Source organism: Brevundimonas sp. P2_A6, from assembly GCF_056404975.1.
In genome coordinates this window covers 619,145-644,981 of record NZ_JBFUCZ010000001.1, presented here as the reverse complement: position 1 = coordinate 644,981, position 25,837 = coordinate 619,145, and the positions used below count along the sequence as shown (strand labels likewise).

Below are 25,837 nucleotides of genomic sequence, written 5' to 3'. Positions count from 1 at the left end.
GCCGATCCGACTTAGGGCGCGTAGGGGGCCAGCAGCGGAGCCAAGGCCGGCAGGTCGTCCGCCGAGCGCGCGAAGGTCGGCGGCCGGATCGCGTGGGTCGCCTGCTCATAGGCGTAGCCCAGCGACAGGATCCGCGCGTCGTCCCACTTGGTCCCGATGAAGCTGATCCCGACCGGCAGCCCCTGCACGAAGCCCATCGGCACGGTCAGGTGCGGATACCCCGCCACCGCCGGCAGGGTGGACGCCGCCCCCAGATAGTGGTCGCCATTGACCGCATCGATCGACCAGGCCGGACCTACAGTAGGGGCAACCAGGGCGACGACGTTGTTCTCGCTCAGCATCCTGTCGATGCCCTCGACCCCTGCCAGCCTCAGGGATGTCTCGCGCGCCGCGATATACTCCGGCGTGTCCAGTCCCGTCGTCGCCTCGGCCTCGATGAAGGTCTCCTGCCCGAACAGGCCCAGCTCGCGCGGCGTCGCCTCATTGAAAGCGATGACTTCGGCCAGGGTGCGCGTCTTGACCTGCGTCGGGTCGGTGGAGGCCAGATAGGCGTTCAGGTCGGCCTTCAGCTCGTAATGCAGCACGGTGGTCTCGGCCGCGCCGATGGCGTCCATGTCGGGGCCTTCGGTGATGTCGACCAGCACCGCGCCCGCATCCCGCAACGCCTGCAGGTTCTGCTCGAACACCCGGTCCGTCCCGGCGGAATAGCCCGTCAGGAACCGCGCCACCCCGATCCGTGTCCCTCGCAGCGACTGGGCGTCCAGAGCGGCGCGGAAATCGGTCTTCCTCGCATCGGCCTCGGCCGTGGCCGGGTCGGCGGGGTCCGTTCCCGCGATGACCGACAGCACCATGGCCGCATCCTCGACCGTGCGGGTCATCGGGCCGGCCGTGTCCTGCGAATGGCTGATCGGCACGATATGGGTCCGCGACACCATGCCGACCGTGGGCTTGAAGCCGACGATGCCGTTGATCGCCGCCGGACAGGTGATCGATCCGTCCGTCTCCGTGCCGATGGCGGCCGGTGCCAGCCCCGCCGCCACCGCCGCGCCACTGCCGGACGAGGAGCCACAGGTGTTCCGGTCCAGCGCATGCGGATTGCGGACCTGTCCGCCCATGCCACTCCACCCGCTGACCGAGGCTGAGGAACGGATGTTGGCCCACTCCGACAGATTGGTCTTGCCCAGGATCACCGCCCCCGCTTCACGCAGCCGTGCCACCAGCGGGGCGTCCCGGCCGGGCGCATTACTGGCCAGCGCCATCGACCCGGCGGTCGTCGGCATGTCGGCGGTCTCGATATTGTCCTTCAGCAGGATTGGCAGGCCGGTGATCCCGTCGGCCGATGTCCAGTTCGTCTCACCCGGGCTCGACGACCAGACCAGGACGCTGTTGATGGTCTCGCGGTCCCGCTGAGCCCATTGCAGGCCATAGCCTTCGGGCTGCGCCTGGGCCTGGGCGTGGGCGACGCCGCCCAGAAGCATTGCCACCGCCGCCCCGGCGATCAGTCCTCGCGCGGAGCCCGCGACCCGATCGTCCGGTCGAAGAAGTCGAGATAGGTTCGCCATTGCTGCAGTTGCCTCTCGTTGCCACGAATCCCGTGGCGCTGGCCCGGATAGAGCATCATCTCGAACGGCACGCTGGCCCCTTGCAAGGCGTCGATCAGTCGCGTCGAGTTCTCGAACACCACATTGTCGTCGGCCATGCCGTGCATCAGCAGCAGCCGCCCGGTCAGGTTCGGGATGCGCGCCACGACGTCCGTGCCGGCATAGCCATCGGGGTTCAGCTCGGGCGTCGACATGTACCGCTCGGTATAGTGGGTGTCATAGAGCGCCCAGTTGGTCGGCGGCCCGCCGGCGGCGGCGGCGGCCAGACCCATGGCCGGTTCGGTCAGGGTGTTCAGGCTCATGAACCCGCCATAGGACCAGCCCATGATCGCCATGTGGTCGCCGTCCACATAGGGCAGCGATCTCAGATAGTTGGCGGCCAGAACCTGATCCTCGGTCTCAACGACACCCATGTGCAGGTACTGGGCGGATTCGAACTTCTGCGACCGATCGCCCTCGCCCCGGTTGTCCAGGCGGAAGACGATATACCCAGCCTCCGTCAACAGTTGACTGGTCGTCGATTGCCAGGACTTGGTCACGCCCGCACCCGTGCTCGGTCCGCCATAGACCTGCATTACGACGGGATATTTCCGCGTCGGATCGAAGCCCGGCGGCGTCTGCATGCGCCAGACCAGGGTCTCCCCGTGGCTCTCCAGCGTGCCGAATTCCGGCACCCTCAGACGCGAAACATAGGGGTAGAATGGGTGGCTCTGGTCCAGCCGGTTCTCCTCGATCCAGCGCACGCGGGTCCCGTCGATGGAATACAGCACCGACTGCGGCGGCGTGGACGGATCGGAATAGTTGCCGACATAGGCCGTGCCCGTCTGGTTGACGGAGGCGCTCCACCATCCTCCGGCCGGCGTGATCGCCACCGGCTCCTGGGCCCGGTTCAGGCTGGCCCGAAACAGCTGCTGTTCGACCGGCAGCTCTCGCCCGTCGCGCATGGAGGCGGTGAAGAAGACCGCGCCTGTTTCCTCGTCGACGCCGTTCAGCGCCTTGACCGGCCACTGGCCCGAGGTGATCGCGCGCACCTGATGCCCGTCGGCGTCATACAGATAAAGATGCCGCCAGCCGGTGTCCTCGTTCGACCAGATGAACCGGCCGTTCGACAGCGGATGGAAGTCGTTGGTCAGATCGACCCAGGTGTCCGACGTCTGGCTGATCAGGACGCGCGACGCGCCCGTCGCCGGATCGACGACCAGCAGGTCCAGCCGCTTCTGATCCCGGCTCTCGCGCTGGACGTACAGCGTCTTGCCGTCCGACGACCAGTCGACCCGGCCCAGATAGATGTCGGTGTTGGTGCCCAGGTCGACCTTGACCCGCCGCCCGGCCGCCACGTCCTGCACGTACAGATCGACCACGGCATTGGGCCGTCCGGCCCGGGGATAGCGCTGCTCGACCACGGTCGACCCACCGCCGGTGATGTCCAGGCGGGGCACCACGTCCACGCCGCTCTCGTCGGTCCGTTGCAGGGCGATGTAGCGTTCGTCGGGGCTCCACCAGTATCCGGTGTCGCGGTCCATCTCCTCCTGGGCGATGAACTCCGCCGTGGCCCAGGTGATCAGGCCTTCGCCATCTGTGGTGATGTCCGTCTCTGTGCGCGTGTCCAAGTTCTGGATCACCAGGTCCTGATCCCGCACATAGGAAACATAGGTCCCCTTGGGCGACACCTTGGCGTCGATCTCGTCGGCCGGCGTCTCGGTCAGCCGGCGGATGTCGCCGCCTTCCCGGCTGGCCAGGAAGATGTCGCCTTCCAGCGGGGCCAGGATGTAGCGGCCCTGCTCGTCCCAGGAATATTCCACCACCCCGCGCTGACTGATCCGCATCCGCTCGCGCCGGGCCTTCTCGGCCTCCGACAGTTCGCCGGCGTCGGGCACCAGGGCCCGTGCGTCGATCAGCTTGAACGGCTCGCCCGCCCCCGTCGGCGCGGCCCACAGGTCCAGCACCGAGACGTCGTCCTCCCGCGCCCGCAGGAAGGCGACCAGTTCCCCATCAGGCGACAGGCTGACCCCTTGCGCCACCGGGCCGCTCAGGCTGGGATTGGCGAACACTCGCTCCGGCGTCAGCACGGCGGGATCGGCAGTTTGAGCAAGCGCCGAACCGGCGGTCAGGGCGAGGGCGGAGACGAGAAGAACTGTGCGCATGGGCGCGGACGCTATCGACAGATTCCGTCCGCGTCACCTCCCTTGCATCGTTCCGCCCGCGACCCGATCTGACGTGCCCCGATGCTAGGGTTCGATCGGGTTGCCATACGACCTCGATCTGCACGGTCTGCACGGTGCAGACGATTTTTTTCGTCGCCGATTTAGCCGATCTGCACGGTCTGCACGGTCTGCACCATTTTTTTATCGCCACCTCTGCCATCCCCTCGACCTTCCCCGATCCGGCCCAGCGCCCTAAGACAGGCCCCGATGACCGACACCGCCCTCGCTCCGCCGCCGCCCAAGCCCTCGGCCTTCCACGAACTGGAGGTCCTGTCCGTCCAGCGCTGGACCGATGGCCTGTTCAGCTTCCGCGTCGCGCGGCCCGAGGACTTCCGCTTCCGCTCCGGCGAGTTCGTGATGATCGGCCTGCCGGGCGAAGACGGCGGCAAGCCCATCCTTCGCGCCTATTCCATCGCCAGCCCCTGCTGGGACGAGCAGCTGGAGTTCCTGTCCATCGCCGTACCCGACGGCCCCCTGACCTCGCGCCTGGTCCAGATCGAAACCGGCGACACCGTCCTGATGGGCAAGAAGCCGACCGGCACCCTGGTGCTCGACGCCCTGACCGGCGGCCAGACCCTGTGGCTGATCGGCACGGGCACGGGCCTGGCCCCCTGGCTCAGCGTCGCTCGTGATCCCGACACCTATGCCCGGTTCGGCCGCGTCATCGTCTGCCACACGGTGCGCAACGTCGCCGACCTGGCTTACCGGGACTTCTTCACCTCGGGCATCCACGACGACCCCCTGATCGGAGAGGAGGCAGCGGCCCAGCTGACCTACTATCCGACGGTCACACGCGAGGCCTTCGACACCCCCGGTCGGATCACCGACCGCATAAAGTCCGGCGCGATCTTCACCGACCTGGGCCTGCCCGAGGGCTTCTCGCCCGACCGCGACCGGGTGATGCTGTGCGGCTCGATGGCCATGATCAAGGAAACCGCCGAGCTGCTGGAGGGCTTCGGCCTGAAGGAAGGCTCCAACGCCGAACCCGGCGACTACGTCCTGGAGCGCGCCTTTGTCGGCTGAGCACAGGCCCCAGATCGTCGCCGTCGACGCCCGGACGGACCCGGCCGCCTGCACCACCATGGTCGAGGTCCGCCAGGGCGTCGACGCTCTGGACCGCGCCCTGGTCGCCCTGCTGGCCGAACGCCAGCGCTACATGGACGCCGCCGCCCGCATCAAGCCCAACCGGGACGCCGTCCACGACGAGGCCCGTATCGAGGACGTGGTGTCAAAGGTCCTGACCGCCGCCCAAGCCCACCACCTGTCGCCCGACATCGCCGAACCCGTCTGGCGCACCCTGATTGACCGCAGCATCGCCCACGAGTTCAGCGTCTACGACCGCACGCGCAGCTAGGCCCTCAGCGACCGCAGCATCAGTTCGTGCCGCCACGCCGCCACATCGGCCAGGGCCATATCCAGCTGGTCTTTGACATCGTCGAGTTTCGCTGACGCCACGTCCCTTTCAGCCGCTTCCGCCTGGGCACAGGCGGCGGCCAGCGGCCCGGCCCCGATGCCAGCCGCAGCACCCCGGATGGTGTGCACGGCGTCCTTCCAGCCCTCCTGCCCGGCATCCAGCATCGGCGACCACATCCCGGCCTGCTGGACGAACAGCCCCAGCACCTCCTCGGCCACGCTGTCGTCCCCGCCCGTCGTCCGGTCCAGGACGGCGAAGTCCACGGCCCCGGTCAGGTCCCGCCGCGACATCAGCCGGCCTGTTCGGGATGCTTGGCCAGCCGCGCGTTCCTGGACGACCACAGCAGGTAGATCACCAGCCCCGCCGCGTTCCAGTACAGGAAGTACAGCTGCGTCCGGGCCTGAAGGCTGAAGAAGAAGACCACACAGCCGATGATCGTGATGGCCCCCACCAGCCACCACAGCGGTGCCCGGAACGTCCGGGGCCGGTTCGGGTCGCGCAACCTCAGCACGATCAGGCACACACCCACCGCCGCGAACGCCGCCAGCGTCCCCGCATTGGCCAGCGACGCCAGTTCGTCCAGCCGCATCACCCCCGCCAAGGCCGCCACCACGATGGCCGTGAACACCGTCACCACCGCCGGCACGCCCCGGCTCGAGATCTTCGCCAGCGACGTCGGCAGCAAGCCGTCCCTCGCCATGCCCAGAAAGATCCGGCTCTGACCGAACAGGAAGGCCAGCAGCACCGTCGGCAGGGCGATCACGGCCGATGCCGCGATCCACTGCGCCGCCGTCCCCTGTCCCATCTCTCGCAGGATCAGCGCCAGTGGCTCCGGACTGGCCGCGAAGCTGGCCACCGGCCGGGCGCCGATAGCGGCCGCCGCGACCACCAGATACAGGACGGTGCAGATCACCATCGACCCGACGATGCCGATGGCCAGGTCGCGCTCCGGCTTCTTGGTCTCCTCCGCCGCCGTCGAGATGGCGTCGAAGCCGTAGAAGGCGAAGAAGATGATCGCCGCCGCCGCCATCACCCCGGTCTGAACGACCGGCTTGCCCGTGATCGCCTCGGCGAACGGCAGGGCGGGAGATCCGAACCCGTTGGGCATGAAGGGGGTGAAGTTGGCCGCATCGAACGCCGGCAGCGCGATGGCCACGAACCCGATCAGGGCCGCGACCTTGATGACCACCAGCACCGCGTTCAGCGTCGCGCTCTCGCGCGTACCCAGCAGCAGCAACCCCGTCACCACCCCGATGATCGCCACCGCCGGCAGGTTGACCAGCCCGCCCGCCACGTGCGGCCCCACCGTCAGCGCCGTCGGCAGGTCGATGCCCAGTCCGGTCAGGAACCCGACCGCATAACCCGACCACCCCACCGCGACGGCCGAAACGACCAGCGAATACTCCAGGATCAGCGACCAGCCCACGACCCAGGCGATCACCTCGCCAAGAACCGCGTAGGAATAGGCGTACGCGCTGCCCGCCTGGGGCATCATCGTCGACAGCTCGGCATAGGCCAGGGCCGCGCAGGCGCAGACCAGACCGGCCAGGGCGAAGCTGATCATCACCGCCGGCCCCGCCAGCCCGGCCCCGACCCCGATCAGGGTCAGGATGCCCGTCCCCACGATGGCCCCGACGCCCAGCGCCAGCAGATGCGGCCAGCTCAGCGTCGCCTTCAGGCGCGGCCCGTCCGACGCCTGATGCATCGCATCGATCGATTTTCGCCGGTTCCAGAACGCCATGCCCGCCACTCCTGCGCCCATCCTGGGCGATTCCTCGAAGATGCTAGCGGGTCACGGGACGATGACAAACGGGGTCGAAAGACCTTGCATCTGCGAGCGGTTATCTCTATCTCGCCCGTTCGCCTGCGCCGTCCCGAGACGATACACGCGAAAGTGGCACGGCGATTGCACCGTCGCTACCGATGACATGGTACGGGTGATTAGCTCAGTTGGTAGAGCAGCTGACTCTTAATCAGCGGGTCGTAGGTTCGAACCCTACATCACCCACCATCGTGCATTCTGGAACCTGATCCTGAGATCGACGGTTGTCCGGGCAGGCGGCCCAGAGTCGCGTGATGTCCAGGACAGGTTCAGACCATGAAAATCGCTCCCATTCTCGTCGTCGCCGGCCTGACGGCGTTCTCGCTTTCGGCCTGTACCCAGGCCGAGGATACGCCGGCGAACGTGCCGGAAACCCCGGCGACGATGACCGAAGGTCAAAACGAGGCGACCGGCGCGATCGAGCCCAGCGTCGGCTCGGCGGCGGAACCTGGCGCAGGGGTTCCTGACGCCTCACAGCCAGACGTCGCGCCCAATCCCGACGGCACCAACCCCGTTCCGCCTTTGCCGCGCGATCCCGAAACGACCCCTCCCGCCTGACCCTCGATCAGAGAGGACGACGGGGCCCGCGCCAGGGTGGACGACAGAAACACCCTGTTCTCACCGATTTCGTTCACGCTCCCCGATTTAAGGATTAGCATCGCCTCAACGTCGATCAACGGCGAGCCTGTCGGGGGACGTGGTGCAGGAACGAACCGGTTTCGGGTGGCTCCGCGCGCTGGCCTTGCCGGCGGTTTTGGCCATTGGTCTGGCTTCCTGCGGCGGCGGCGGAGGCGGCGGATCCAACAGCGGCGGAGGTGGTGGGGGAACGACCGTTCCGACGGCCCCTGCCCCGACCCCGGCCGAAGCAGGCCGGTTCCTGACCCAGGCGACCTTCGGCCCGACCGACGCCGAGATCGATGCCGTCATCGCCGGCGGTTACAGCGCCTGGCTGACCCAGCAGTTCGCGGCCCAGTCGTCCTCGCACCTGGTCTATCTCGACAATCGCCTGGCGCAGTTGCGACTGACCAATCCGACGGCTTCGCTCAACGCCAATCATTTCTACGAGAGCTTCTGGCTGTATTCCGCGACGGGCCAGGCTCAGCTGCGCGAGAGAATGAAGCTGGCGCTGTCAGAGATCTTCGTGATCTCCATGCTCGATCCCAACGTCGATATCCGGGGTGCGGGGTCCTACTATGACATGCTGGGGGCCAATGCGTTTGGCAACTATCGCACCCTTCTGGAACAGGTCGCCCTGCACCCGATGATGGGTGTCTACCTGACCCATCTGGCGAACCAGAAAGAGGATGCGACGACGGGCCGTAACCCCGACGAGAACTTCGCGCGCGAGGTCATGCAGTTGATGTCCCTGGGCGTTCAGGAACTGAACATGGACGGCACGGTCCGGCGCGACGCGTCGAACAACCCGATCCCCACCTACACGCCTTCCGACATCTCGAACCTGGCGCGCGTGTTCACCGGTTTCAGCTGGTATGCGGCGACGCCCACGAACTCGACCTTCTCTGGCGGAGGTCGGACGCCCGACAGCTATGTCCGGCCGATGATCCCCTATCCCCAGTATCATTCGACCTCGGCGAAGACCTTCCTGGGCACCACGATCGCACAGGGGTCGTCCGATGGCGCGGCCGACCTGAAGATCGCGCTGGACACCATTTTCAACAACGTCAACGTGCCGCCCTTCATCTGCAAGCAGTTGATCCAGCGGCTGGTGACCTCGAACCCGACGCCGGCCTACGTCAGCCGCTGCTCGACGACCTTCGTCAACAATGGGTCCGGTGTACGGGGCGACCTGGGCGCGGTGGTGCGGACCATCCTCCTGGATACCGAGGCGCGCGACATCACCGCGCTGTCGGCGACGACCTCGGGCAAGGTGCGCGAGCCCGTGATCCGGATGACCAACTGGATGCGCGCCTTCGGGGCGACGTCTGTCAGCGGCAACTATCTGCTGAACTCGACCAGCGCCAACACATCGCTCAGTCAGTCGGCCCTGGCCGCGCCCTCCGTCTTCAACTTTTTCCGCCCCGGCTACGTGCCGCCCAATACCCGGCTGGGCACCGCCAACCTGACCGCGCCGGAGTTCCAGATCGTGGATGAGGTGACGGTCGCCGGTTATGCCAACACCATGCAGGGCGCGATCGGCAACGGCATCGGCACCGGCACGGATGTCCGCTCCGCCTATACCCGCGAGATCGCGGTGGCGGCCGACGCCAATGCCCTGGCGGACCGCATGAACCGGATGCTGCTGTACGGCACCATGTCGACGGCGCTGCGGGCCCGGCTGGTCGAGAGCATCAACAGCGTCACGGTCCCGGCCGCGACCGGTGCCAATCAGGCGGCGATCGATACCGCCCTGCTCAACCGATCGAAGCTGGCGGTCTATATGACGATGGTGTCGCCCGACTATCTGGTTCAGCGGTGAGGACGGCGCGATGACCCACGGAATCCACAACCGTCGCCAGCTGCTGCGCATCGGCGGCGCGATGTCCATGCTCGGGGCCGCCAGCCCCTTCGCCGCCCAGCTGATGGCGGCCGGCAATGCCGCCAGCCAGAGCGCGCCCGACTACAAGGCCCTGGTCTGCATCTTCCTGTTCGGCGGCAACGACAGCCACAACACCGTCCTCGCCACCGATAACGACTCGTGGGGCCGCTATTTCGCGGCCCGGAACACGGGCACCGATCCCATTGCCCTGATGCCGGTGGGCACCCCGCCCACGCCCATCGGCGCGACCAACCCCGTCACGGGTCGCGTGTCGCAGGCCAATCGCCCCGAGGCCTGGGGGGGTGTGTTGCCCATCGTGCCGCGCACAGCCAATCCCATTCCCGCCGGTACGAACGCCTCGGTCCGCACCTTCGGGCTGCACCCGTTCCTGGGCCCACTCAAGACCCTGTTTGACGCCGGGCGTCTGGGCGTGGTCGCCAACGTCGGCACCCTGATCCGCCCGATCACCAAGGCCCAGTATCAGGGTCGCACGGTCGCCTTTCCGTCGAACCTGTTCTCGCACAACGATCAGCAATCGACCTGGCAGGCCGGTCAGGTGGAGGGCGCACGCGTGGGTTGGGGCGGTCGCTACGGCGATCTTCTGTCCAGCCTGAACGGGAATGGAGCGTTGTTCACCGCCATCTCCACGGCCGGAAACGCCGTGTTCCTGTCGGGTCAGAGCATCGTCCAGTATCAGATGACGACGGCGGCCCAGCCGGCCGTGGTCATCACCGGACAATCCGCCACCAGTCTGTTCGGATCGACGGTGGCACCGGGCCGAGTGCGCGAGATCATCACGGACACCTCGTCCGCCAGCCTGTTCGCCGTCGACTATGCCACCACGACCAATCGCTCCATCGGCGCAGCGACTTCGGTCAACAGCGTGTTCGCATCGTCCGTCGTGACGGGCGTCGCGACGGCTCCCGCCTATGTCAATCCGATCACGGGCGCGACCGAGACGAACTCCCTGGCCGTTCAGCTTCAAACCGTCGCCCGCATGATCGCCGCCGCCCCGACCCTGGGGGCCAAGCGACAGGTGTTCTTCGTCAGCCTGGGCGGATGGGACACTCATGACTTCCAGAACACGAGCCAGGCCAACAACCTGGCCAAGGTCGCCCATGCCATGGCCTATTTCGACAGCGCCTTGGGCAATCTGGGCGGGATCGACATGCGCCCGGCCGTGACGACCTTCACCGCCTCGGACTTCTCGCGGACCTTCACCACCAATGGCGACGGCACCGACCACGCCTGGGGCGGGCACCATTTCGTGATGGGCGGATCGGTCAGGGGGGGCGACATCTATGGTCAGTATCCGACCCTGGGCGTCGATCTCGGGACGTTCCAGAACCCTGACATGACGCGGGCGGCGCTGGTCCCGACCACCTCGGTCGATCAATATGGGGCCACCATGGGGCGGTGGATGGGAGTGTCCGAAGGCAACCTCGACACCATCTTCCCGAACCTGGCCAACTTCGGCAGCCGGGGACTCGGTTTCCTGGCCTGAGGCCGGCGCTCAGGGCCAGTTCGCGTCGCGCCCGGCCTCATAGCCGTCGCGCACGACCTGCCTGGGCTGATCGGCGCCCAGTTGGGAAATCTGCTCGACCCAGACGTCCGCCAGTCGCCGCACGGTGGTCGTGACCCAGCCCGGGGCCTGCTGGCGTGACCAGTTCTGGATCGAGACCGCATTGAAGATCAACAGGAAGACGCCGGCGATCACGATCGTCCGGCTGGCCCATCGACGGTCGCGCGCCGCCACGCCCTCGTCGTCCGGAGGCGGCCCGGGCGGAAAGGCGAACCGGCCGAGCGCGATAAGGGGGTTCAGCGGCGACGCCGCCTCGGGGTCAGCCGTGGGCAGGTCGTGAGCATCAGCCGTTTCGATCCAGTCGCTCTCAGGGTCGGCGGTGGAGGTTTCGAGATAGGGCTCGGTCCGTTCGCCCTCCAGCGGCGGAAAGGGCGAGACCGTGCTGGCGACGGGAAACGGCTCCAGCGGCGTCTCGGGATCGTCGGGGTGGTCGCTCATCGGTTCGCCTCCCTCAGAACTGGAAATAGATGAAGGGGGCCACGCCGTCAGGGCGCACCGCCTCGACCAGCAGGATGGCGGCCCCGATCAGCAGCCCCATGGTCAGGGACGGCGCCGGCTTCAGCCACGTCGCCACACCCTCCACCGCGCGCGGCGGCAGGAAATGCATGGCCAGCCCCCCGACAATCAGCACCAACAGGAACGGCGTCACCATCGTCGCCGCCGACCAGCGGCCGAGGCCTGTCAGCACCTCCATCGCCATCGGGAAGCTCTCGGCCCGGAACAGGATCCAGCCCAGGCAGACGATGTGGAAGGTGATCAGCACGCCCAGCCAGGCCGGCGGCCCCCTGCCCTTCAGGACGGACCGACCCAGTCGCTCGACCACCTGAACCCCGCCGTGCAGCGCGCCCCAGGCGACGAAGGTCCAGGCCGCCCCGTGCCACAGCCCGCCCAGCAGCATGGTGACGAAGACGTTCAGGCAGGAGCGGATCAACCCCTTCTTGCCGCCCCCCAGCGGCACATAGAGGTAGTCCCTGAGCCAGCTGGACAGGCTGATGTGCCAGCGCCGCCAGAAGTCCTGCATGGAACTGGCCCGATAGGGTTGGTCGAAGTTCCTGGGGAAGGAATAGCCCAGCAGGGCCGCGATCCCGATCGCCATGTCCGAATAGGCCGAGAAATCGCAATAGATCTGGACCGCATAGCCATAGACGGCCGCCATCAAATCCAGGGTGCCGTAGGACGACGGGTCGAAGAACACCGGATCGACGAGCCGGATCGACAGCTCGGATGCGATCACCGTCTTCTTGAACAGGCCCCAGACGATCAGCAGCAGCCCGTGCGCCGCCATCTCGCGCGTCAGCCGGGGCACACGATCGAACTGAGGCAGCAGATCGGACGCCCGCACGATGGGCCCCGCCACCAGATGCGGAAAGAAGCTCATCAGAAGCATGACGTCCAGCAGCGACTTCGCCGGCGGCGTCTTCCCGCGATGCACGTCCACGACATAGGAAATGCCCTGGAAGGTGAAGAAGGATATCCCGACCGGCAGCACCACCTGCAGCAAAGGCAGATCCCGCTCCCACCCAAACCGGGTCAACAGGTCGCCCGCCTGCTCGATGAAGAAGCCGTAGTATTTGAAGAACCCCAGGATCAGCAGATTGCCCGCGACGCCCAGCCCGACCAGCCAGGCACGACGGTCGGCGGGCCTGCGCGCGATGAGTACCGCCGCGCCCCAGTTCAGGACTGCCGATCCGATCAGCAGGCCGACGAAGCGCCAGTCCCACTGGGCATAGAAGAACCAGCTGGCCAGCAGCAGGAACAGCTTGCGACGCCCATTCTCGCGGTCCAGCGACCAGGCGGTGAAATAGACGAACAGGAAGAATATGCCGAAGGCCAGGGTCGGGAACAGCACCTCAGAATCCCTGCTGACGGTGTGCTGTCATCAGGTCGGCGAACAGCATGGATCCGATCCAGTCGCCGCCGGCACGGGTGAAATGCACATGGTCACCGCGCATCAGGGGCGCGTCCCCTTGCGTCAGGGCAAAGGCCGAACAGTCTCCCCCCATGCGGCCCTTCCAGTCCCAGAACGCGACGTGCTCGGACGCCGCCACCCTGTGCTGCACATCCCGCACCACCGACAGCATGGCCGGGGCCTGCCAGCGCTGCTCGACGTCGCCGGGACAGGTTCCGCCGCCGTCACCCCGCATGGCCTCCGGCGCGCCCAGGATCAGGATGGAGGCCGCCGGCGCAGCGCGCCTGACCCGGTCGATTTGCCCTCGCAGCGAGGCTTCATAGGCCGCCGGGTCAAGCAGGTCGTCGAATCCCTCATTGGTGCCATAGGCGATGACGACCAGATCCGGCGTACCGTCTTCGGGGGCCAGCAGCGGCTCGGTCCCGGCCATGGCGTTCAGCGTCGCCCCGACCAGACCGTGAGCCGCCAGCACGATCTCGCGGCCCTCGTACCGCCCGCGCAGCCGCCACAGCAGCGACGCCTCGATGTCGCCGCCCGCCGTGTGGCTATCGCCGAACTGCACGATACGTACAGGCCGTCCCGACTGGCTCAGCGCACGAAAGAAGGCCGCCAGAGCCTGTGACTGGCAGATCCCGTCCGAACAGGTCGCGCTGATCGGCGACGGCAGGGCGACGTAGGGGCGTTCCTGGGCGTCGGCGGTGGCTGCGGCGAGGGCCAAGCCGATTGCGATCAGCGAAAACGAGAGTCGGGAGACAGAAAAATTGACTCCAACTTCTCCAATCCAGCGTCTGAAATCGGCCGACTCACGAGGGTTCATAGCAGGCAGCCGCGCCAGAATCGGTCGTAAGGCCGCGCCTGTGGTGCATTGCGCTTCACGATCCGGTTGGGACGGATCACGTCCCGGCGGGTGGTTGGGCCACCTCGGCCGCCAGACCTGCATCGCGCTTCAACCGCGCGGCGACCGGCTCGGCGATGCGCAGATAGCCCGCCATCGACATGTGGATCCCGTCATTGGCCCGCATCAGCCGCCGACGCCCCGTACCGGTTTCCGGCAGGTAGGCATCGTAGTCGCCGTCCGCGTTCTCGGTGATGCTTTCGGTTTCGATATAGGGCACGCCCAGCGCCGCCATACGGGCGGATACCACTCCATTGATCAGCGCCATCTTGGCGTCGAAGCCGGCCCGCTTCATCTTGGGCAGGCCGACCCAATAGACCGCGATGTCCTGACCCCGCAGCATCGCCACCAGGTCATCGACGCGCTTGGCATAGGCGGCCTTCCAGCCCTCGGTGCCGAAGTCGTGGATCTCACCGTCCATGCTGATGCCCTGGGCGTCGTTGGTGCCGAACAGGATCACCGCGACGTCGACGGGCTGCTCCGCGATCTGACGCGCCGTCTTGGCCTGGATATCGACGTAGTCGTAGCGGCTGAGGCCCGTGGAGACTTCGCTGAATTTGGTGACCGTCACGCCCGGCTGGCCGCGCAGGTCACGGTACAGCGCCGTCCACAGCCCGTCGCCCATGGAGTCGCCGAAGACCCCGATGCGCAGGGCGCCCTTGGCCGCCTTTTCCTGCAGGGGCGTCAAGGTCGGCAGCATGGGGGTCGTGACCGGCAGGGCCGCGGGTTCGCTCGGACCCTGCCCAGCCGACGCATTGGCGGTCCCGCCCAGCATCAGGGTCGGGTGACGCAGCCAGGCACGGCCGTCCGGCGTCAGGACCAGCCCGATCCCGATGCCCACGACCAGCGCGGCTGTTACGGCATTGATGCCCGCCCTCACCCCGATACGCCCCCAAACGCAAACGACCCGGCATCTATAGCCGGGCCGTCCACGATGGCGCCATGGCACACGCGCCACGCACGAGGATAAAGGTTAACGCAGCTCGGTGATGAACAGCTCGGCCGAAATACTGTCGCCGCCGTAGGACCCGACCCAGATGTCATAGACACCGGAGGAAGGACGCCGGAACGTCAGCTCCGCATCGTTGCTCCCGCCGGAATCGTCGTCGCAGTACCACTGGCCGTCCGGCCCGTTGACGACCAGGGTCACGTCGCCGTTCGACGTCGCCCCGATGGTCAGCGGCAGGCTGCCGGCATCGTAGGTGATCTGGAAATCCGGAGCCGAGGCGATCTGGCCCGCGCAGCTGTCGTCCACGGTCGAGGCGTCGATGCTTCCGCCCGCCAGAACCGATACGGTGTAGGGGTCGCCGCGGAAGCCCGAGCTCAGATCGATCTCGCCATAGGCCGCTCTCGCCGAGCTGTCCGGATATCCGGCGCTTCCGTTGCGGCCGTAGTCATCGTTGCGCCCGCCGTTGTTTCGGTTGTCGTTGCCCCGACCGCCGTTGTCATAGAGCCCGCGCCCCCCGCCGTTGCGGCCGCCATTGCCCCGGTTCCGGTTTCTGTCGCGATCGCGGTCGTAATCGCCGTTGTCGCCATAGTTATTGGCGCGGCCATACTCGCTGCCCAGCTCTGTCACGAAGAGTTCTGCCGAGCCGCTGTCGCCGCCGAACGCGCCGACCCAGACGTCATAGGTGCCGGATTGCGGGCGGGAATAGGTGATCTCCGGGTCCGTATCGCCACCCGAGTCGTCGTCGCAGGTCCAGCGTCCATCGGGACCGTTGATGACCAGGGTCGTATCGACCTGGCCGTTGACGCCGAACGTGAGCGGCAGGCTGCCCGCGTCATAGGTCAGCTGGAAATCCGGCGCGCGCGCCACCATGCCCGTGCAACCGCTCGCGATGGTCGAGGCGTCGATGCTGCCGCCCGAGGTCACCGAAACCCGGTACGGATCTTCATCGAACCCGGAATCCAGATAGATCTCGCCATAGGTCGCGGTGGCACTGGCATCGACCGTGTCGCCACGGGACTGGCCATAACCATTATTGCCGTACTGGCCATAGGGCGCTGTCGCCCCGTAAGCGTAAGGATCGACCGCGCAACCCGCCAGGCCGATCACCGTCGCCCCACCCAATAGCAACCAAAGCTTCATGACCCGTCTCCCCGGACCTTCCGTCCCTGGGCGCAACAGATATCATCGCTCAGCGGATGACAATGGCCACGGTGAAGCCGTCGGAAACCGTCAGGCGCGCCCGGCCACCGTGCTCGTCGCCAGATAGCCCAGGGTCGCCGCCGCCATGGTCAGGAAGGTGCCCCAGCACAGATCGATGATGGTCAGCTTCCACTGCCATACCTGCAGCGTCGCCTGATTGGTCAGGTCATAGGTGGCATAGGCCACGAACCCCAGGGCCGCGCCGTTGATCGCCGCCCGCGTCCAGGCCCCCTCCTTCAGCGCTGGAGCGACCGCCAGGAAGACGACGCCGCCGACATAGATCAGATAGAAGGCCACCGCCGCGACCATGTCGGGCTTGGGCGTCATGATCGGACCGATCACGGGCTTGTACAGCCGGTCGGTCATGGTGGTCAGCCAGCCGAAATCGACGGCCGCCATCGCCGCGCCGGTCGCCGCATAGGCCACGATCCATTTCAGCATGCGTCAGTCTCTCTTCAGGCGGGTTTCAGGCGATAGTGGGTGACGGCCCAGGTGTTGCCGCCGTCGTTTCCGAACAGACCCGCCGTTGCCAGATAGAACCGGCGCCAGCGACGCACCCACAGCTTCGCATTCTCACGGCCATAGGTGCCCTGCATCAACTCCAGAACGCGATCCGGGTTCGCATCCATATTGGCCAGCCAGTCATTGGCCGTGCGGGCATAGTTCTCGCCATTCCAGGTCCACTGCTGCTCGACCGCGAACAGGTCGGGGAACTGTGCCATCAGGTCCTGGCTGGGCATCACGCCGCCGGTGAAGAAGTGCTGGGCGATGAAGTCGCCGTTGTCGGTGTGATCGAACCGATAGGGCGCGTCGCGGTGGGTGAAGATGTGCACGAACATCCGCCCGTCGGGCTTCAGCCAGCCCTTGGCCCGGGTCAGCAGGGCGCGCCAGTTGGCCATGTGCTCGAACATCTCGACCGAGACGATCCGGTCGTAGGTCCCGGCCGCGGGCGCATGGAAGTCGTTCATGTCGCAGGTGATGACGGTCAGATTGGTCAGGCCGCGCAGGGCCGCCTGTTCCTCGATATGACCGCGCTGGCCATGGCTGTTCGAAACCGCCGTGATCCGGCTGTTCGGATAGTGTTCCGCCATCCAGAGCGACAGCGAGCCCCAGCCGCAGCCCAGCTCCAGCACCGTCTGCCCATCTACCAGCTCGGCGTGGGCACAGCTTTCGGCCAGCGCCTTTTCCTCCGCCTGATCCAGGGTCTCGGCCCCGTCGCCGTACAGGCAGCACGAGTATTTCAGCCGCGCGCCCAGGCAGATCTTGAAGAACTCGGGCGGCAGTTCGTAGTGCTGGTCATTGGCCGCATCGGTGTGTTCGGCGATGGCTCTCACCGCCATCTGACGCGCGAATTCCGCCGAATCGTGCGGACCTTCGCGGTCCAGCTTCTTGCGAGCCTCCGTCACCAGGCTGGCGATGGCAGGGCGCGTCACGAAATCGGGGAAAGGCGCGTCCTGAAGCTGGCGGATGGCGACGTTGGTGATGTTCATGCGGCGATCCTGACATTGCGTGGGCGCTCGCGGCCCATTACGCCTGACATCAGGTGTAACGGCTCCGCTGCGGAAGACCACCCAGCTACGCGGCTTCAGGCGCGACGGATGATCTCATCCACGCTCTGGTCCGCGCCGTAGCTCCGGGCCTGACACCCGACTGCTGTCCGGAGACCCCATGAGCGCCCATCTCGTCACCTCGGCCGACCACCCCATCGCCAGGAAGCGGATCGCCGTCGTCGGGTCGGGCATCGCCGGCCTGTCCTGCGCCTGGCTGATGTCAAAGGCCCACGACGTGACCCTGTTGGAGGCCGACGACCGGATCGGCGGCCATTCGAACACCGTGGAGGCTCCCAGCCCGTCCTCCCCTGTCGCCGTGGACACGGGGTTCATCGTCTACAACGAGGATAACTATCCGAACCTGAAGGCGATGTTCGAGCACCTGTCGGTGCCGACCAAGGCCGCGCACATGTCCTTCGCCGTCAGCATGGATGACGGGGCGTTCGAATACTCCAGCCACGGCATCGCCGCCCTGTTCGCCCAGAAGCGCAACTACGCCAGCCCCAAATTCTGGGGCATGATCGGCGACCTGCTGCGGTTCCAGAAACAGGCCCCGAAGGACCTGCCGGAGATGGAGCGCACGGGCGAGACCCTGATCCAGTATCTGGACCGCAACCGCTATGGCCGCCTGTTCCGCGACGCCCACCTGCTGCCCCAGGCCGCCGCGATCTGGTCGTCGACGCTGGATCAGATGACCGGCTACCCCGCCGCGTCCTTCGTGCGGTTCTACATGAACCACAACCTGTTGACCTATGACCTGAAGCCGACCTGGCGCACGGTCGACGGGGGCAGCCGCGAATACGTTCGCCGCCTGCATGTCGCCTTCGCCGGCGAGACCGTGCTGAGCGCGGGCGTGGTCGGCGTTTCGCGCGATGCAGCAGGGGTCTCGGTTCGCTTCGCCGACGGGCGCGCCGAACGGTTCGACGACGTCGTCCTGGCGACCCACTCCGATCAGGCCCTGCGACTGCTGGATCAGTCGACCCCGGACGAGCGCCACCTGCTCGGCGCGATCCAGTACCGGCCGAACCGCGCCATCCTGCATCGCGACACGTCGCTGATGCCCAGGCGCCGCAAGGCCTGGGCCGCCTGGACGCACAAGGGCTATTCCGACCGCGCGGGCGAAGGCGGCGTCACCTACTGGATGAACGAGCTCCAGTCCCTGTCCGGCCCGCCCCTGTTCGTCAGCCTGAACCCGGCCAAGGATCCCGACCCGGCTCTGGTCCTGGGCGAATGGGATTACGAACACCCCGTATTCGACACCGCGGCCGTTCGCGCGCAATCCCGACTGTGGTCGCTACAGGGTCAGGGCGGCGTCTGGTTCGCCGGGGCCTGGTTCGGATCGGGCTTCCATGAGGACGGGCTTCAGGCGGGCCTGGCCGTCGCCGAACAGCTGGGCGGCGTGCGTCGGCCCTGGTCGGTCCAGAACGAGAGCGGCCGGATCGTGCTGGGTAGCACGGCGGCTCTGTCCGAGGCGGCGTGAGCGCACTCCGACAATCCTCCCCCGGAGCGCAGCGAACGGGGGAGGTTCAGAACGCCCTCTATGTCGGCGAGGTCGTCCACCATCGCGTCTCGGGTATCCAGCATACCCTGCGCTACCGGCTCTACATGCTGCTGCTGGACCTCGACACGGCCGAGGACGCCATCCGTCCGTTGCGCTGGCTTCGGAACGGCACCTTCGGCCTGATGACCTGGCGCGCCCGCGACCATGGCGACCGCTCGGGCACCCCCTTACGCACCCAGGTCGAGCGCCACCTGTCGGCCGCCGGCATCGACATCCAAGGCGGCCCGATCCGCCTGCTCTGCATGCCCCGCATCCTGGGCTACGGGTTCAATCCGCTGGCGGTCTATTTCTGCCATCGGCCCGACGGCACTTTGGCCGCCCTGCTCTACGAGGTGACCAACACCTTCAACGAGCGCCACTCCTACCTCGTCGCGATACCCGCCGAAGCAAAACCAGGGATCGTCCGCCAGACCACGGACAAGACCTTCTTCGTCTCGCCGTTCATGGACATGGCCCTGACCTACGACTTCACCGTCCACGCGCCGGATCAGGCCGTCTCGGTCGTCGTCGCCGTCCGCCGGGGCGACACCCCGATCCTGACCGCTTCCTTCGCCGGGACGCGACGCCCGCTCACCGACGCCGCCCTGTTCAAGGCCTGGCTCACCCACCCTCTGCTGACGTGGAAGGTCATGTTCGGCATCCACTGGGAGGCCTTGCTGGGCGTGCTGAAAGGCGCGCGCTATCGCGAACGGGGAAAGCCCCCTACCCATCCCGTGACGGTGGGCAAGGCGCGCTGATCGGGCTATCCCTTGCCCATCGGGCGTCGTCGATTTACAGACGCCCGAACGCCGCGATATTTCATCAGACGGTGAAAAAGGGGAAGCGATGCGCAAGATCTACGCCGACGCAAAGGCCGCGCTGGAGGGTCTGACCTTCGACGGCATGACCATCATGTCGGGCGGCTTCGGCCTGTGCGGCATCCCCGAGAACCTGATCGCCGCTCTGCGCGACACCGGCGTGAAGGACCTGACGGTCATCTCAAACAACGCGGGCGTGGACGGCTTCGGCCTGGGCCAGCTGCTGGAAACCCGCCAGATCGCCAAGATGATCTCGTCCTACGTCGGCGAGAACAAGGAGTTCGAGCGCCAGTATCTGGCCGGTGAGCTGCAGCTCGAGTTCAACCCGCAGGGGACGCTCGCCGAGCGCATCCGCGCGGGCGGCGCGGGCATTCCCGCCTTCTTCACCGCCACCGGCGTCGGCACCCTGGTCGCCGAGGGCAAGGAGGTCCGCACCTTCGACGGCCGCGACTACGTCATGGAGACCGGCCTGATCGCCGATCTGTCGATCGTCAAGGCCTGGAAGGCCGACGAGCGCGGCAACCTGGTGTTCCGCAAGACCGCCCGCAACTTCAACCCGATGATGGCCACGGCCGGCAAGGTGACAGTCGTCGAGGTCGAGGAGATCGTGCCGACCGGCTCGCTGGACCCCGACCACATCCACACGCCAGGCATCTACGTCGACCGACTGATCCAGGGCAGCTTCGAAAAGCGCATCGAACAGCGCACCGTGCGCCAGCATGCCGATGCCTGACGCCCGCCGCGCCGAACGCGGAGCGGCCTATATGGAGACCCTTGATCCGGGGCTCGAAGGCGCCCTGCGCAAGGGCATGGCCCCCATCGCCCCCGACTTCGCCGATATGATGGTTGAGTTCGGTTATGGCGAGATGATGAGCCGCCCTGGCCTCGACCCGCGCGGTCGCCAGCTGGTCACCATCGGTGCCCTGACGGCCTTGGGGCATCCCGTCGATCAGCTGAAGGGCCACATCAACGGAGCCCTGTCGGTCGGCGTCACGCCCGCCGAGATCGTCGAGGCGATCATGCAGGTCGCCCTCTACGCCGGCTTTCCCGCCGCCACCAACGGACTGCGCATCGCCAAGCGCGTCTTCGCCGACCGGGGCGTCAGCCCACTGCCCGCAACTGGAGAAAACTGATGCCCCGCACTCGCGAACAGCTGGCCGAACGTGCCGCCCAGGAACTGCAGGACGGCTTCTATGTGAACCTGGGTATCGGCATTCCGACCCTGGTGGCCAACTACATCCCCGACGGGATGGAGGTCACCCTGCAGTCCGAAAACGGCATGCTGGGCATGGGGCCGTTCCCCTATGACAACGAGGTCGATGCCGACCTGATCAACGCCGGCAAGCAGACCATCACCGAGATCCCCGAGAGCGCCTATTTCAGCTCCGCCGACAGTTTCGCCATGATCCGGGGCGGCCACATCAACCTGTCGATCCTGGGGGCCATGGAAGTGGCCGAGAACGGGGACATCGCCAACTGGATGATTCCCGGCAAGCTGGTCAAGGGCATGGGCGGCGCCATGGATCTGGTCGCGGGCGTTAAACGCGTCGTGGTCGTCATGGAACACGCCAACAAGCACGGACAGTCTAAGGTGCTGAAGGCCTGCACCCTGCCCCTGACCGGCACGGGCGTCGTCAGCCGCATCATCACCGACCTGGCCGTCTTCGACGTGAAGCCGGACGGAGCGGGCCTGGAGCTGATCGAACTGGCCGACGGCGTCACTCTGGACGACGTCGCCGCCAGGACCGAGGCAAGCTACACTGTTTCGCAAACCCTGAACTCTGCGCCATAGTGAAGCCGGATGCCGGACCCGTCAGAGGTCCGGGCGAGGGAGGGGTGCATGGGTCGGTCGGTCTCTGGCGGTTTTCCGGACGGTGGAGCGCCTGTGCCGGATGCCGAACACGTCGCCGCGATCCGCTACACCATCCTGGACGACCCGGACGCTTGCGCCGCCTTCGCGCAAGGCCCGTGTGAGGCCCTCACGACCATTCGGCACCATCTGGACCAGGATAGGGTCGCCTCTCCCCTGGCGTCCTGCCTGGCTTCCCTGCGACGGTTGAGGGCGGATATCGAGGGCCTCGACCTTACCGCGCTGGAGCCTCGAAAGGGGCTGCCAGGCCTGTTCGACAGCCGCGGCAAGCGTCTGAAGGCTTTCAGGGCCGCCTTCGCCATGACAGCGTCAGCGGCGACCCAGATAAGCGGTGACGTCCAACGGCATGCCAGGACGGTCACAGACCATCACGACACCCTGGCCGGCCTGTGGGACGGCACCCGGGACGCCATCATCGATCTGGATGCCCACATCGCCGCCGCCCGTGCCTGGCTGGCCGATCAGGCAGCGCACCCGACCGCATCGCCGGAAACCCGGCCGACGACCGATCCGATCGAGGACCAGGAAGAAACCGGGGCGGATGGGGTGGGACGTCCAGACCGTGCCCATGGAAGCCCCCAGGAGGCACCCTCGGCAGCCGCGCCGCTGCATCCGCTGTCCTTGCGTCTCGGCGGTCTGTTATCGCTGCGCGCGGCGGCCCTGGCTTGGCTGACCGAACTGAGGACGGTGCAGAATGCCGCCCAAGGCGTTCCCGCGCCTCTGATCCAGATCGGCGACGCCGTGGAGGCGTGGCGGTCGGAATGGTCGGACGCGCTGGGTCTTTCCGGCCGCAAGCCGAAAAAGGTGAGGCCGGACGGGCTGCGTCTGGAAACGGCGCGGCAAAGCCTGGTGGCGCGAATCACGACAGCCATAGGGGCTGGGGAGGCGGCGGCCGCGCGGCGGGACGAGCTGGCGGCGCGGGCCGACCGGACCACCCGCGGGGGCGAGGATGGTACCGCCTCTCAGGCTTGAACTGAGGACCTCCGGTTCCACAAACCGGCGCTCTAACCAACTGAGCTAAGGCGGCGCAGCGACCCTTCGTCATCCTCTGGCCGGTCAAAGATCGGACCAGGGGACGGGCAACGCGAGGGGCGTTCTCTAGCGGGACTGCGAAACGCGATCAAGGCCGCATTCCACATCCGATATCCAAGTTGAACAACGCAAAACGCCCCGGAATTTCTTCCGGGGCGCCTTGGGTGACTTGGCAGAAGGATCGCCTAGTTCGGCAGGTTGAACCGCACCGTGAAGCGAACCTGACCCCCCGTTGCCACACCGTCCACGGAGCGGGGCGACAGACGGGCGCTGCGAGCGGCGGCCACGGCGGCCCGACCGAAGCCGGCACCGGACGGCGTCTCGTTGACGATCGAGCAACCCGTGACCGAACCGTTGGCCTGGACCTGGCAGCTGAGATCGGCGCTGCCGGAGATTCCGCGTTCCAGAGCCCGGTCCGGGTACGTCGGCGAGGGCTGACGCGACCAGGTCGGGTTGGTGATCACCGGCGGGCGAACCGGAGCCGGCGGCGCGGGCGGAGGCGGAGGACCGGGGACGATCACGGGCGGCCCCGTGTATTCGACGCGGTCTTCCTTCTTCGTCGGCTCGATCGGCAGGGTGATCGGCGGCGGCGGAGCGGTCGTGTTGATGACCGGCGGACGGACCTGCAGCTTGGGCGGCGGCGGGGTGTCCGGCGGAGGCGGAGGTGGCGGCGGAGGCGGAGGTGGAGGGATCGGCTCGACGATCTCGACCTGCACCGCGTCGTCCTTGAACTCCAGCTTCTTCAGTTCGAACTTGGTCTTCTGCACCCAGAAGAGGAGGGCTGCGAACAGGATGCACACGACGCCAAGCGCGACGATCCAGACGACCGGAGACGACTTCTTGCGCGGAGCGTCGTAGCGACTGCGGTGATATTCGACGGGTGTATCTGTCATGTGATGTCCCGTCCCTAAGCCGGAGCTTTGTCTTCGCCGACGAGCGCGACGCTGTAGAAGCCCGCATCCTGCAGCGCGTTCATCGTCTGCATGAAGTCGCCATACCGCGTCTGCTGGTCCGCACGAATGTAGATGCGTTCCTTGGTCGGATCACGTTGACCGATCTGCTCACTGAGCTCGGCTCCCAGGGTCCCAAAGCTGGACTCGTGGTCGCCGATGAACACACGGCCATCCGTCTGGATCGAGATGAACACAGGCTTAGGCGGGTTTTGAGCGGGCGGCGCAAGGGCAACGGGAAGTTTCACTTCCACCGACACGGTGGCGACCGAAGACGCCACCATGAAGATGATCAGTAGAACGAGCATGATATCAACGAATGGCGTGACGTTGATATCAGCCGTTTGTTCGACGTGATACTTACCGCCGCCAGAACCTCCGAGTTTGGCGGCCATCTAGCTTAAGCTCCCTTGTCGAGCTGGCGGGAAATGCCGTTCAGCAGTTCGGCGGCGAAACCGTCCGAGCGCGTGCCGTAGGCCGAGATGCGGGTGTTGAAGTAGTTGTAGAACACCACCGCCGGGATAGCGGCGAACAGGCCGATACCGGTGGCCAGCAGAGCCTCGGCGATACCGGGGGCGACGGAGGCCAGGTTGGTGGTGTTGGATTCCACGATCCCGATGAAGGAGTTCATGATCCCGTAAACGGTACCGAACAGACCGACGAACGGGCCGGTCGATCCGACCGACGCCAGGAACTGCTGGCCACCGGAGAGACGCGAGGCCAGACCGGCCTGAACGGCGGCGACGGCCGACTGGGCGCGGAACAGGGCCGAATCGCGATGATCGCCGGTGACCGACAGACCGGCCTGACGCGACAGTTCGACTTCTTCGGTCGCGGCGGCGGCCATGTCGGCCAGCGGGTTACCGTCGTATTCGTCCGACGTGGCCACACGGCGCATGTCGGCGATCGAGCGGGCACCGCGGAACTCTTCCAGGAAGCGGTCCGTCTTGCGGTTCAGGCCACCGAACTCGAGCAGCTTGATGATGAGCAGGGTCCAGGAGAAGACCGAGGCCAGCAGCAGGCCGATCATGACGACCTTAACGACCGGCGTGGCTTCCATGAACATGGTGATCGGGGTGATCCCGCCACCACCACCGGCCGACTCTTCAGCCGGAGCGGCTGCATCAGCGGGGGGAGCGGCCGTGTCGGCGACGGGCGCGGCCGTCGTCGTGGTCGCAGCGGCGGCATCGGCGGCCGGAGCGGTCGTCGGGGCCTGGGCCAGTGCCGGCGAGCCCGCCATCAGCACGGCAGCGCCGGCCAGAGCGAGAAGAATGTTGGTCTTTTGCATGTGTCGCCAGTTCCTGCTTTTTGGTCTGACTCGTGGAACCCTGGAACCATAACGCGTCAGCACGCTGTGGCCCCTGATGAAATCGGTTGTGTCCCGCCGTCGGCCGGGATGGCCTTAACGTCGGAACGCCTTCTGTCGCGTCCGGTTGCCGCAAGGCCCCATCGGCGGGTTGGTCGGACGACCACCGAAGAAAAATTCGACGGTCATTCGGCCGCTCACGCAAAGAAAGCGGTCAAGCTCCTTTGGCGAAGCGATTACGGAGCGTCAAGGGCGCAAGGGTGCTTTTCGCCCCTGGGGCGAGCCCTGAGGGCAAATCCCCGCAATGTCGCACCACTGCTGCATTTCGCGGTTAGATTAACCAACCCCGGATCGCTCAACGGCGCTTTGCTCTGCGGGGGAAAGGCGGTGGTGCCTGGGGGCGGATTCGAACCACCGACACGCGGATTTTCAATCCGCTGCTCTACCAACTGAGCTACCCAGGCGCGCGCATCGAAATGCGGAGCGGGGTCTATAGGCGAGCCGAAACGGGGTGTCCAGCCGGGATCAGTGGTCGTTTTCCGGATCGGCGTCGGGCACGCTCTCGTCCGTGTCCGGCAGCACATAGGCCCCCACCAGCCAGCGCTGCAGGTCCACGTCCGCGCACCGTTTCGAGCAGAAGGGCTTGTAGGCCTCCACGGTCGGATGCTTACGGCAGATGGGGCAGGTGCCCATGGACG

Annotated in this window: 26 protein-coding genes and 3 tRNA genes; 12 read left to right on the top strand and 17 right to left on the bottom strand. The window is 66.6% G+C overall.

Translation table 11 applies throughout. From position 1 onward, the window contains the following. Window positions 1–11: 11 nt before the first annotated feature. On the bottom strand, window positions 12–1,478 hold the full coding sequence (locus AC1DW4_RS03305; protein ID WP_477016206.1) for an amidase: 1,467 nt from the start codon (window positions 1,476–1,478) through the stop codon (window positions 12–14). A gap of 20 nt (window positions 1,479–1,498) precedes the next feature. Further along, window positions 1,499–3,745: a S9 family peptidase gene (locus tag AC1DW4_RS03300; RefSeq protein ID WP_477015805.1), complete on the bottom strand. Its 2,247-nt coding sequence runs from the start codon at window positions 3,743–3,745 to the stop codon at window positions 1,499–1,501. Between the two features lie 267 nt (window positions 3,746–4,012). Here AC1DW4_RS03300 and AC1DW4_RS03295 point away from each other — a divergent pair, with 267 nt between their 5' ends. Together AC1DW4_RS03295 and AC1DW4_RS03290 are read left to right on the top strand one after the other, a co-directional pair. Continuing rightward, on the top strand, window positions 4,013–4,828 hold the full coding sequence (locus tag AC1DW4_RS03295; protein ID WP_477015804.1) for a ferredoxin--NADP reductase: 816 nt from the start codon (window positions 4,013–4,015) through the stop codon (window positions 4,826–4,828). Then, on the top strand, window positions 4,818–5,159 hold the full coding sequence (locus tag AC1DW4_RS03290) for a chorismate mutase (RefSeq protein WP_477015803.1): 342 nt from the start codon (window positions 4,818–4,820) through the stop codon (window positions 5,157–5,159). Before AC1DW4_RS03295 ends, AC1DW4_RS03290 begins: the two co-directional genes overlap by 11 nt. On the opposite strand, the gene AC1DW4_RS03285 is transcribed toward AC1DW4_RS03290, so the two are convergent. Both AC1DW4_RS03285 and AC1DW4_RS03280 read right to left on the bottom strand, forming a co-directional pair. After that, entirely contained in the window at window positions 5,156–5,509 is a 354-nt protein-coding gene (locus AC1DW4_RS03285) for an Hpt domain-containing protein (RefSeq protein ID WP_477015802.1), read from the bottom strand. The genes AC1DW4_RS03290 and AC1DW4_RS03285 overlap by 4 nt on opposite strands. Continuing rightward, a complete protein-coding gene (locus AC1DW4_RS03280) occupies window positions 5,509–6,960 on the bottom strand; it encodes an amino acid permease (protein ID WP_477015801.1) in 1,452 nt (483 codons plus the stop codon). Before AC1DW4_RS03280 ends, AC1DW4_RS03285 begins: the two co-directional genes overlap by 1 nt. 194 nt (window positions 6,961–7,154) lie before the next feature. On the opposite strand from AC1DW4_RS03280, the gene AC1DW4_RS03275 reads away from it, so the two are divergent. From AC1DW4_RS03275 to AC1DW4_RS03260, 4 genes are all read left to right on the top strand, one after another. Then, window positions 7,155–7,230, top strand: a tRNA-Lys gene (locus AC1DW4_RS03275). A gap of 87 nt (window positions 7,231–7,317) precedes the next feature. Beyond that, on the top strand, window positions 7,318–7,599 hold the full coding sequence (locus AC1DW4_RS03270; protein WP_477015800.1) for a hypothetical protein: 282 nt from the start codon (window positions 7,318–7,320) through the stop codon (window positions 7,597–7,599). A gap of 142 nt (window positions 7,600–7,741) precedes the next feature. After that, a complete protein-coding gene (locus AC1DW4_RS03265; protein WP_477015799.1) occupies window positions 7,742–9,478 on the top strand; it encodes a DUF1800 domain-containing protein in 1,737 nt (578 codons plus the stop codon). 10 nt (window positions 9,479–9,488) lie between these two features. Beyond that, window positions 9,489–11,042, top strand: a complete 1,554-nt coding sequence (locus tag AC1DW4_RS03260; RefSeq protein WP_477015798.1) for a DUF1501 domain-containing protein — start codon at window positions 9,489–9,491, stop codon at window positions 11,040–11,042. Window positions 11,043–11,051: 9 nt separating this feature from the next. On the opposite strand, the gene AC1DW4_RS03255 is transcribed toward AC1DW4_RS03260, so the two are convergent. The 7 genes from AC1DW4_RS03255 to AC1DW4_RS03225 all read right to left on the bottom strand — a co-directional run bounded on the left by AC1DW4_RS03255 (window position 11,052) and on the right by AC1DW4_RS03225 (window position 17,563). Beyond that, a complete protein-coding gene (locus tag AC1DW4_RS03255; protein ID WP_477015797.1) occupies window positions 11,052–11,558 on the bottom strand; it encodes a hypothetical protein in 507 nt (168 codons plus the stop codon). A 13-nt stretch (window positions 11,559–11,571) separates the two neighbouring features. Next, on the bottom strand, window positions 11,572–12,969 hold the full coding sequence (locus AC1DW4_RS03250; RefSeq protein ID WP_477015796.1) for an MBOAT family O-acyltransferase: 1,398 nt from the start codon (window positions 12,967–12,969) through the stop codon (window positions 11,572–11,574). Between the two features lies 1 nt (window position 12,970). Then, window positions 12,971–13,747 (bottom strand): GDSL-type esterase/lipase family protein, encoded by a 777-nt coding sequence (locus AC1DW4_RS03245; RefSeq protein WP_477015795.1) that lies wholly within the window; start codon window positions 13,745–13,747, stop codon window positions 12,971–12,973. Between the two features lie 175 nt (window positions 13,748–13,922). Next, window positions 13,923–14,804, bottom strand: coding sequence for an SGNH/GDSL hydrolase family protein (locus AC1DW4_RS03240; RefSeq protein ID WP_477015794.1), 882 nt, complete (start codon window positions 14,802–14,804; stop codon window positions 13,923–13,925). 93 nt (window positions 14,805–14,897) lie between these two features. After that, window positions 14,898–16,013, bottom strand: coding sequence for a peptidase (locus AC1DW4_RS03235; protein ID WP_477015793.1), 1,116 nt, complete (start codon window positions 16,011–16,013; stop codon window positions 14,898–14,900). Window positions 16,014–16,103: 90 nt separating this feature from the next. After that, on the bottom strand, window positions 16,104–16,514 hold the full coding sequence (locus tag AC1DW4_RS03230; RefSeq protein WP_477015792.1) for a DUF2177 family protein: 411 nt from the start codon (window positions 16,512–16,514) through the stop codon (window positions 16,104–16,106). A gap of 14 nt (window positions 16,515–16,528) precedes the next feature. Continuing rightward, on the bottom strand, window positions 16,529–17,563 hold the full coding sequence (locus tag AC1DW4_RS03225; protein ID WP_477015791.1) for an SAM-dependent methyltransferase: 1,035 nt from the start codon (window positions 17,561–17,563) through the stop codon (window positions 16,529–16,531). A 178-nt stretch (window positions 17,564–17,741) separates the two neighbouring features. Here AC1DW4_RS03225 and AC1DW4_RS03220 point away from each other — a divergent pair, with 178 nt between their 5' ends. From AC1DW4_RS03220 to AC1DW4_RS03195, 6 genes are all read left to right on the top strand, one after another. Then, entirely contained in the window at window positions 17,742–19,103 is a 1,362-nt protein-coding gene (locus AC1DW4_RS03220) for an NAD(P)/FAD-dependent oxidoreductase (RefSeq protein WP_477015790.1), read from the top strand. Continuing rightward, complete coding sequence (locus tag AC1DW4_RS03215) at window positions 19,100–19,921, top strand: DUF1365 domain-containing protein (RefSeq protein WP_477015789.1); 822 nt, start codon at window positions 19,100–19,102, stop codon at window positions 19,919–19,921. The genes AC1DW4_RS03220 and AC1DW4_RS03215 overlap by 4 nt, the downstream gene beginning before the upstream one ends. An 88-nt stretch (window positions 19,922–20,009) precedes the next feature. Beyond that, window positions 20,010–20,714 (top strand): CoA transferase subunit A, encoded by a 705-nt coding sequence (locus tag AC1DW4_RS03210; RefSeq protein WP_477015788.1) that lies wholly within the window; start codon window positions 20,010–20,012, stop codon window positions 20,712–20,714. Then, complete coding sequence (locus tag AC1DW4_RS03205) at window positions 20,701–21,114, top strand: carboxymuconolactone decarboxylase family protein (RefSeq protein ID WP_477015787.1); 414 nt, start codon at window positions 20,701–20,703, stop codon at window positions 21,112–21,114. Before AC1DW4_RS03210 ends, AC1DW4_RS03205 begins: the two co-directional genes overlap by 14 nt. After that, on the top strand, window positions 21,114–21,773 hold the full coding sequence (locus AC1DW4_RS03200) for a 3-oxoacid CoA-transferase subunit B (RefSeq protein ID WP_477015786.1): 660 nt from the start codon (window positions 21,114–21,116) through the stop codon (window positions 21,771–21,773). Before AC1DW4_RS03205 ends, AC1DW4_RS03200 begins: the two co-directional genes overlap by 1 nt. Window positions 21,774–21,821: 48 nt before the next feature. Beyond that, window positions 21,822–22,823 carry a hypothetical protein gene (locus AC1DW4_RS03195; RefSeq protein ID WP_477015785.1) on the top strand — a complete coding sequence of 334 codons (1,002 nt, stop codon included), beginning with the start codon at window positions 21,822–21,824 and terminating at the stop codon, window positions 22,821–22,823. On the opposite strand, the gene AC1DW4_RS03190 is transcribed toward AC1DW4_RS03195, so the two are convergent. The 6 genes from AC1DW4_RS03190 to AC1DW4_RS03165 all read right to left on the bottom strand — a co-directional run bounded on the left by AC1DW4_RS03190 (window position 22,802) and on the right by AC1DW4_RS03165 (window position 25,832). Continuing rightward, window positions 22,802–22,878, bottom strand: a tRNA-His gene (locus AC1DW4_RS03190). The two genes, AC1DW4_RS03195 and AC1DW4_RS03190, sit on opposite strands and share 22 nt — an antisense overlap. 190 nt (window positions 22,879–23,068) lie before the next feature. After that, window positions 23,069–23,776, bottom strand: a complete 708-nt coding sequence (locus AC1DW4_RS03185) for a TonB family protein (RefSeq protein ID WP_477015784.1) — start codon at window positions 23,774–23,776, stop codon at window positions 23,069–23,071. A gap of 14 nt (window positions 23,777–23,790) precedes the next feature. Next, window positions 23,791–24,228, bottom strand: a complete 438-nt coding sequence (locus tag AC1DW4_RS03180; protein WP_477015783.1) for an ExbD/TolR family protein — start codon at window positions 24,226–24,228, stop codon at window positions 23,791–23,793. A gap of 5 nt (window positions 24,229–24,233) precedes the next feature. Continuing rightward, window positions 24,234–25,121 carry a MotA/TolQ/ExbB proton channel family protein gene (locus AC1DW4_RS03175; RefSeq protein WP_477015782.1) on the bottom strand — a complete coding sequence of 296 codons (888 nt, stop codon included), beginning with the start codon at window positions 25,119–25,121 and terminating at the stop codon, window positions 24,234–24,236. A gap of 406 nt (window positions 25,122–25,527) precedes the next feature. Continuing rightward, window positions 25,528–25,603 (bottom strand) — tRNA-Phe (locus AC1DW4_RS03170). Window positions 25,604–25,664: 61 nt separating this feature from the next. Then, window positions 25,665–25,832: a DNA gyrase inhibitor YacG gene (locus AC1DW4_RS03165; RefSeq protein WP_477015781.1), complete on the bottom strand. Its 168-nt coding sequence runs from the start codon at window positions 25,830–25,832 to the stop codon at window positions 25,665–25,667. Window positions 25,833–25,837: the final 5 nt, after the last annotated feature.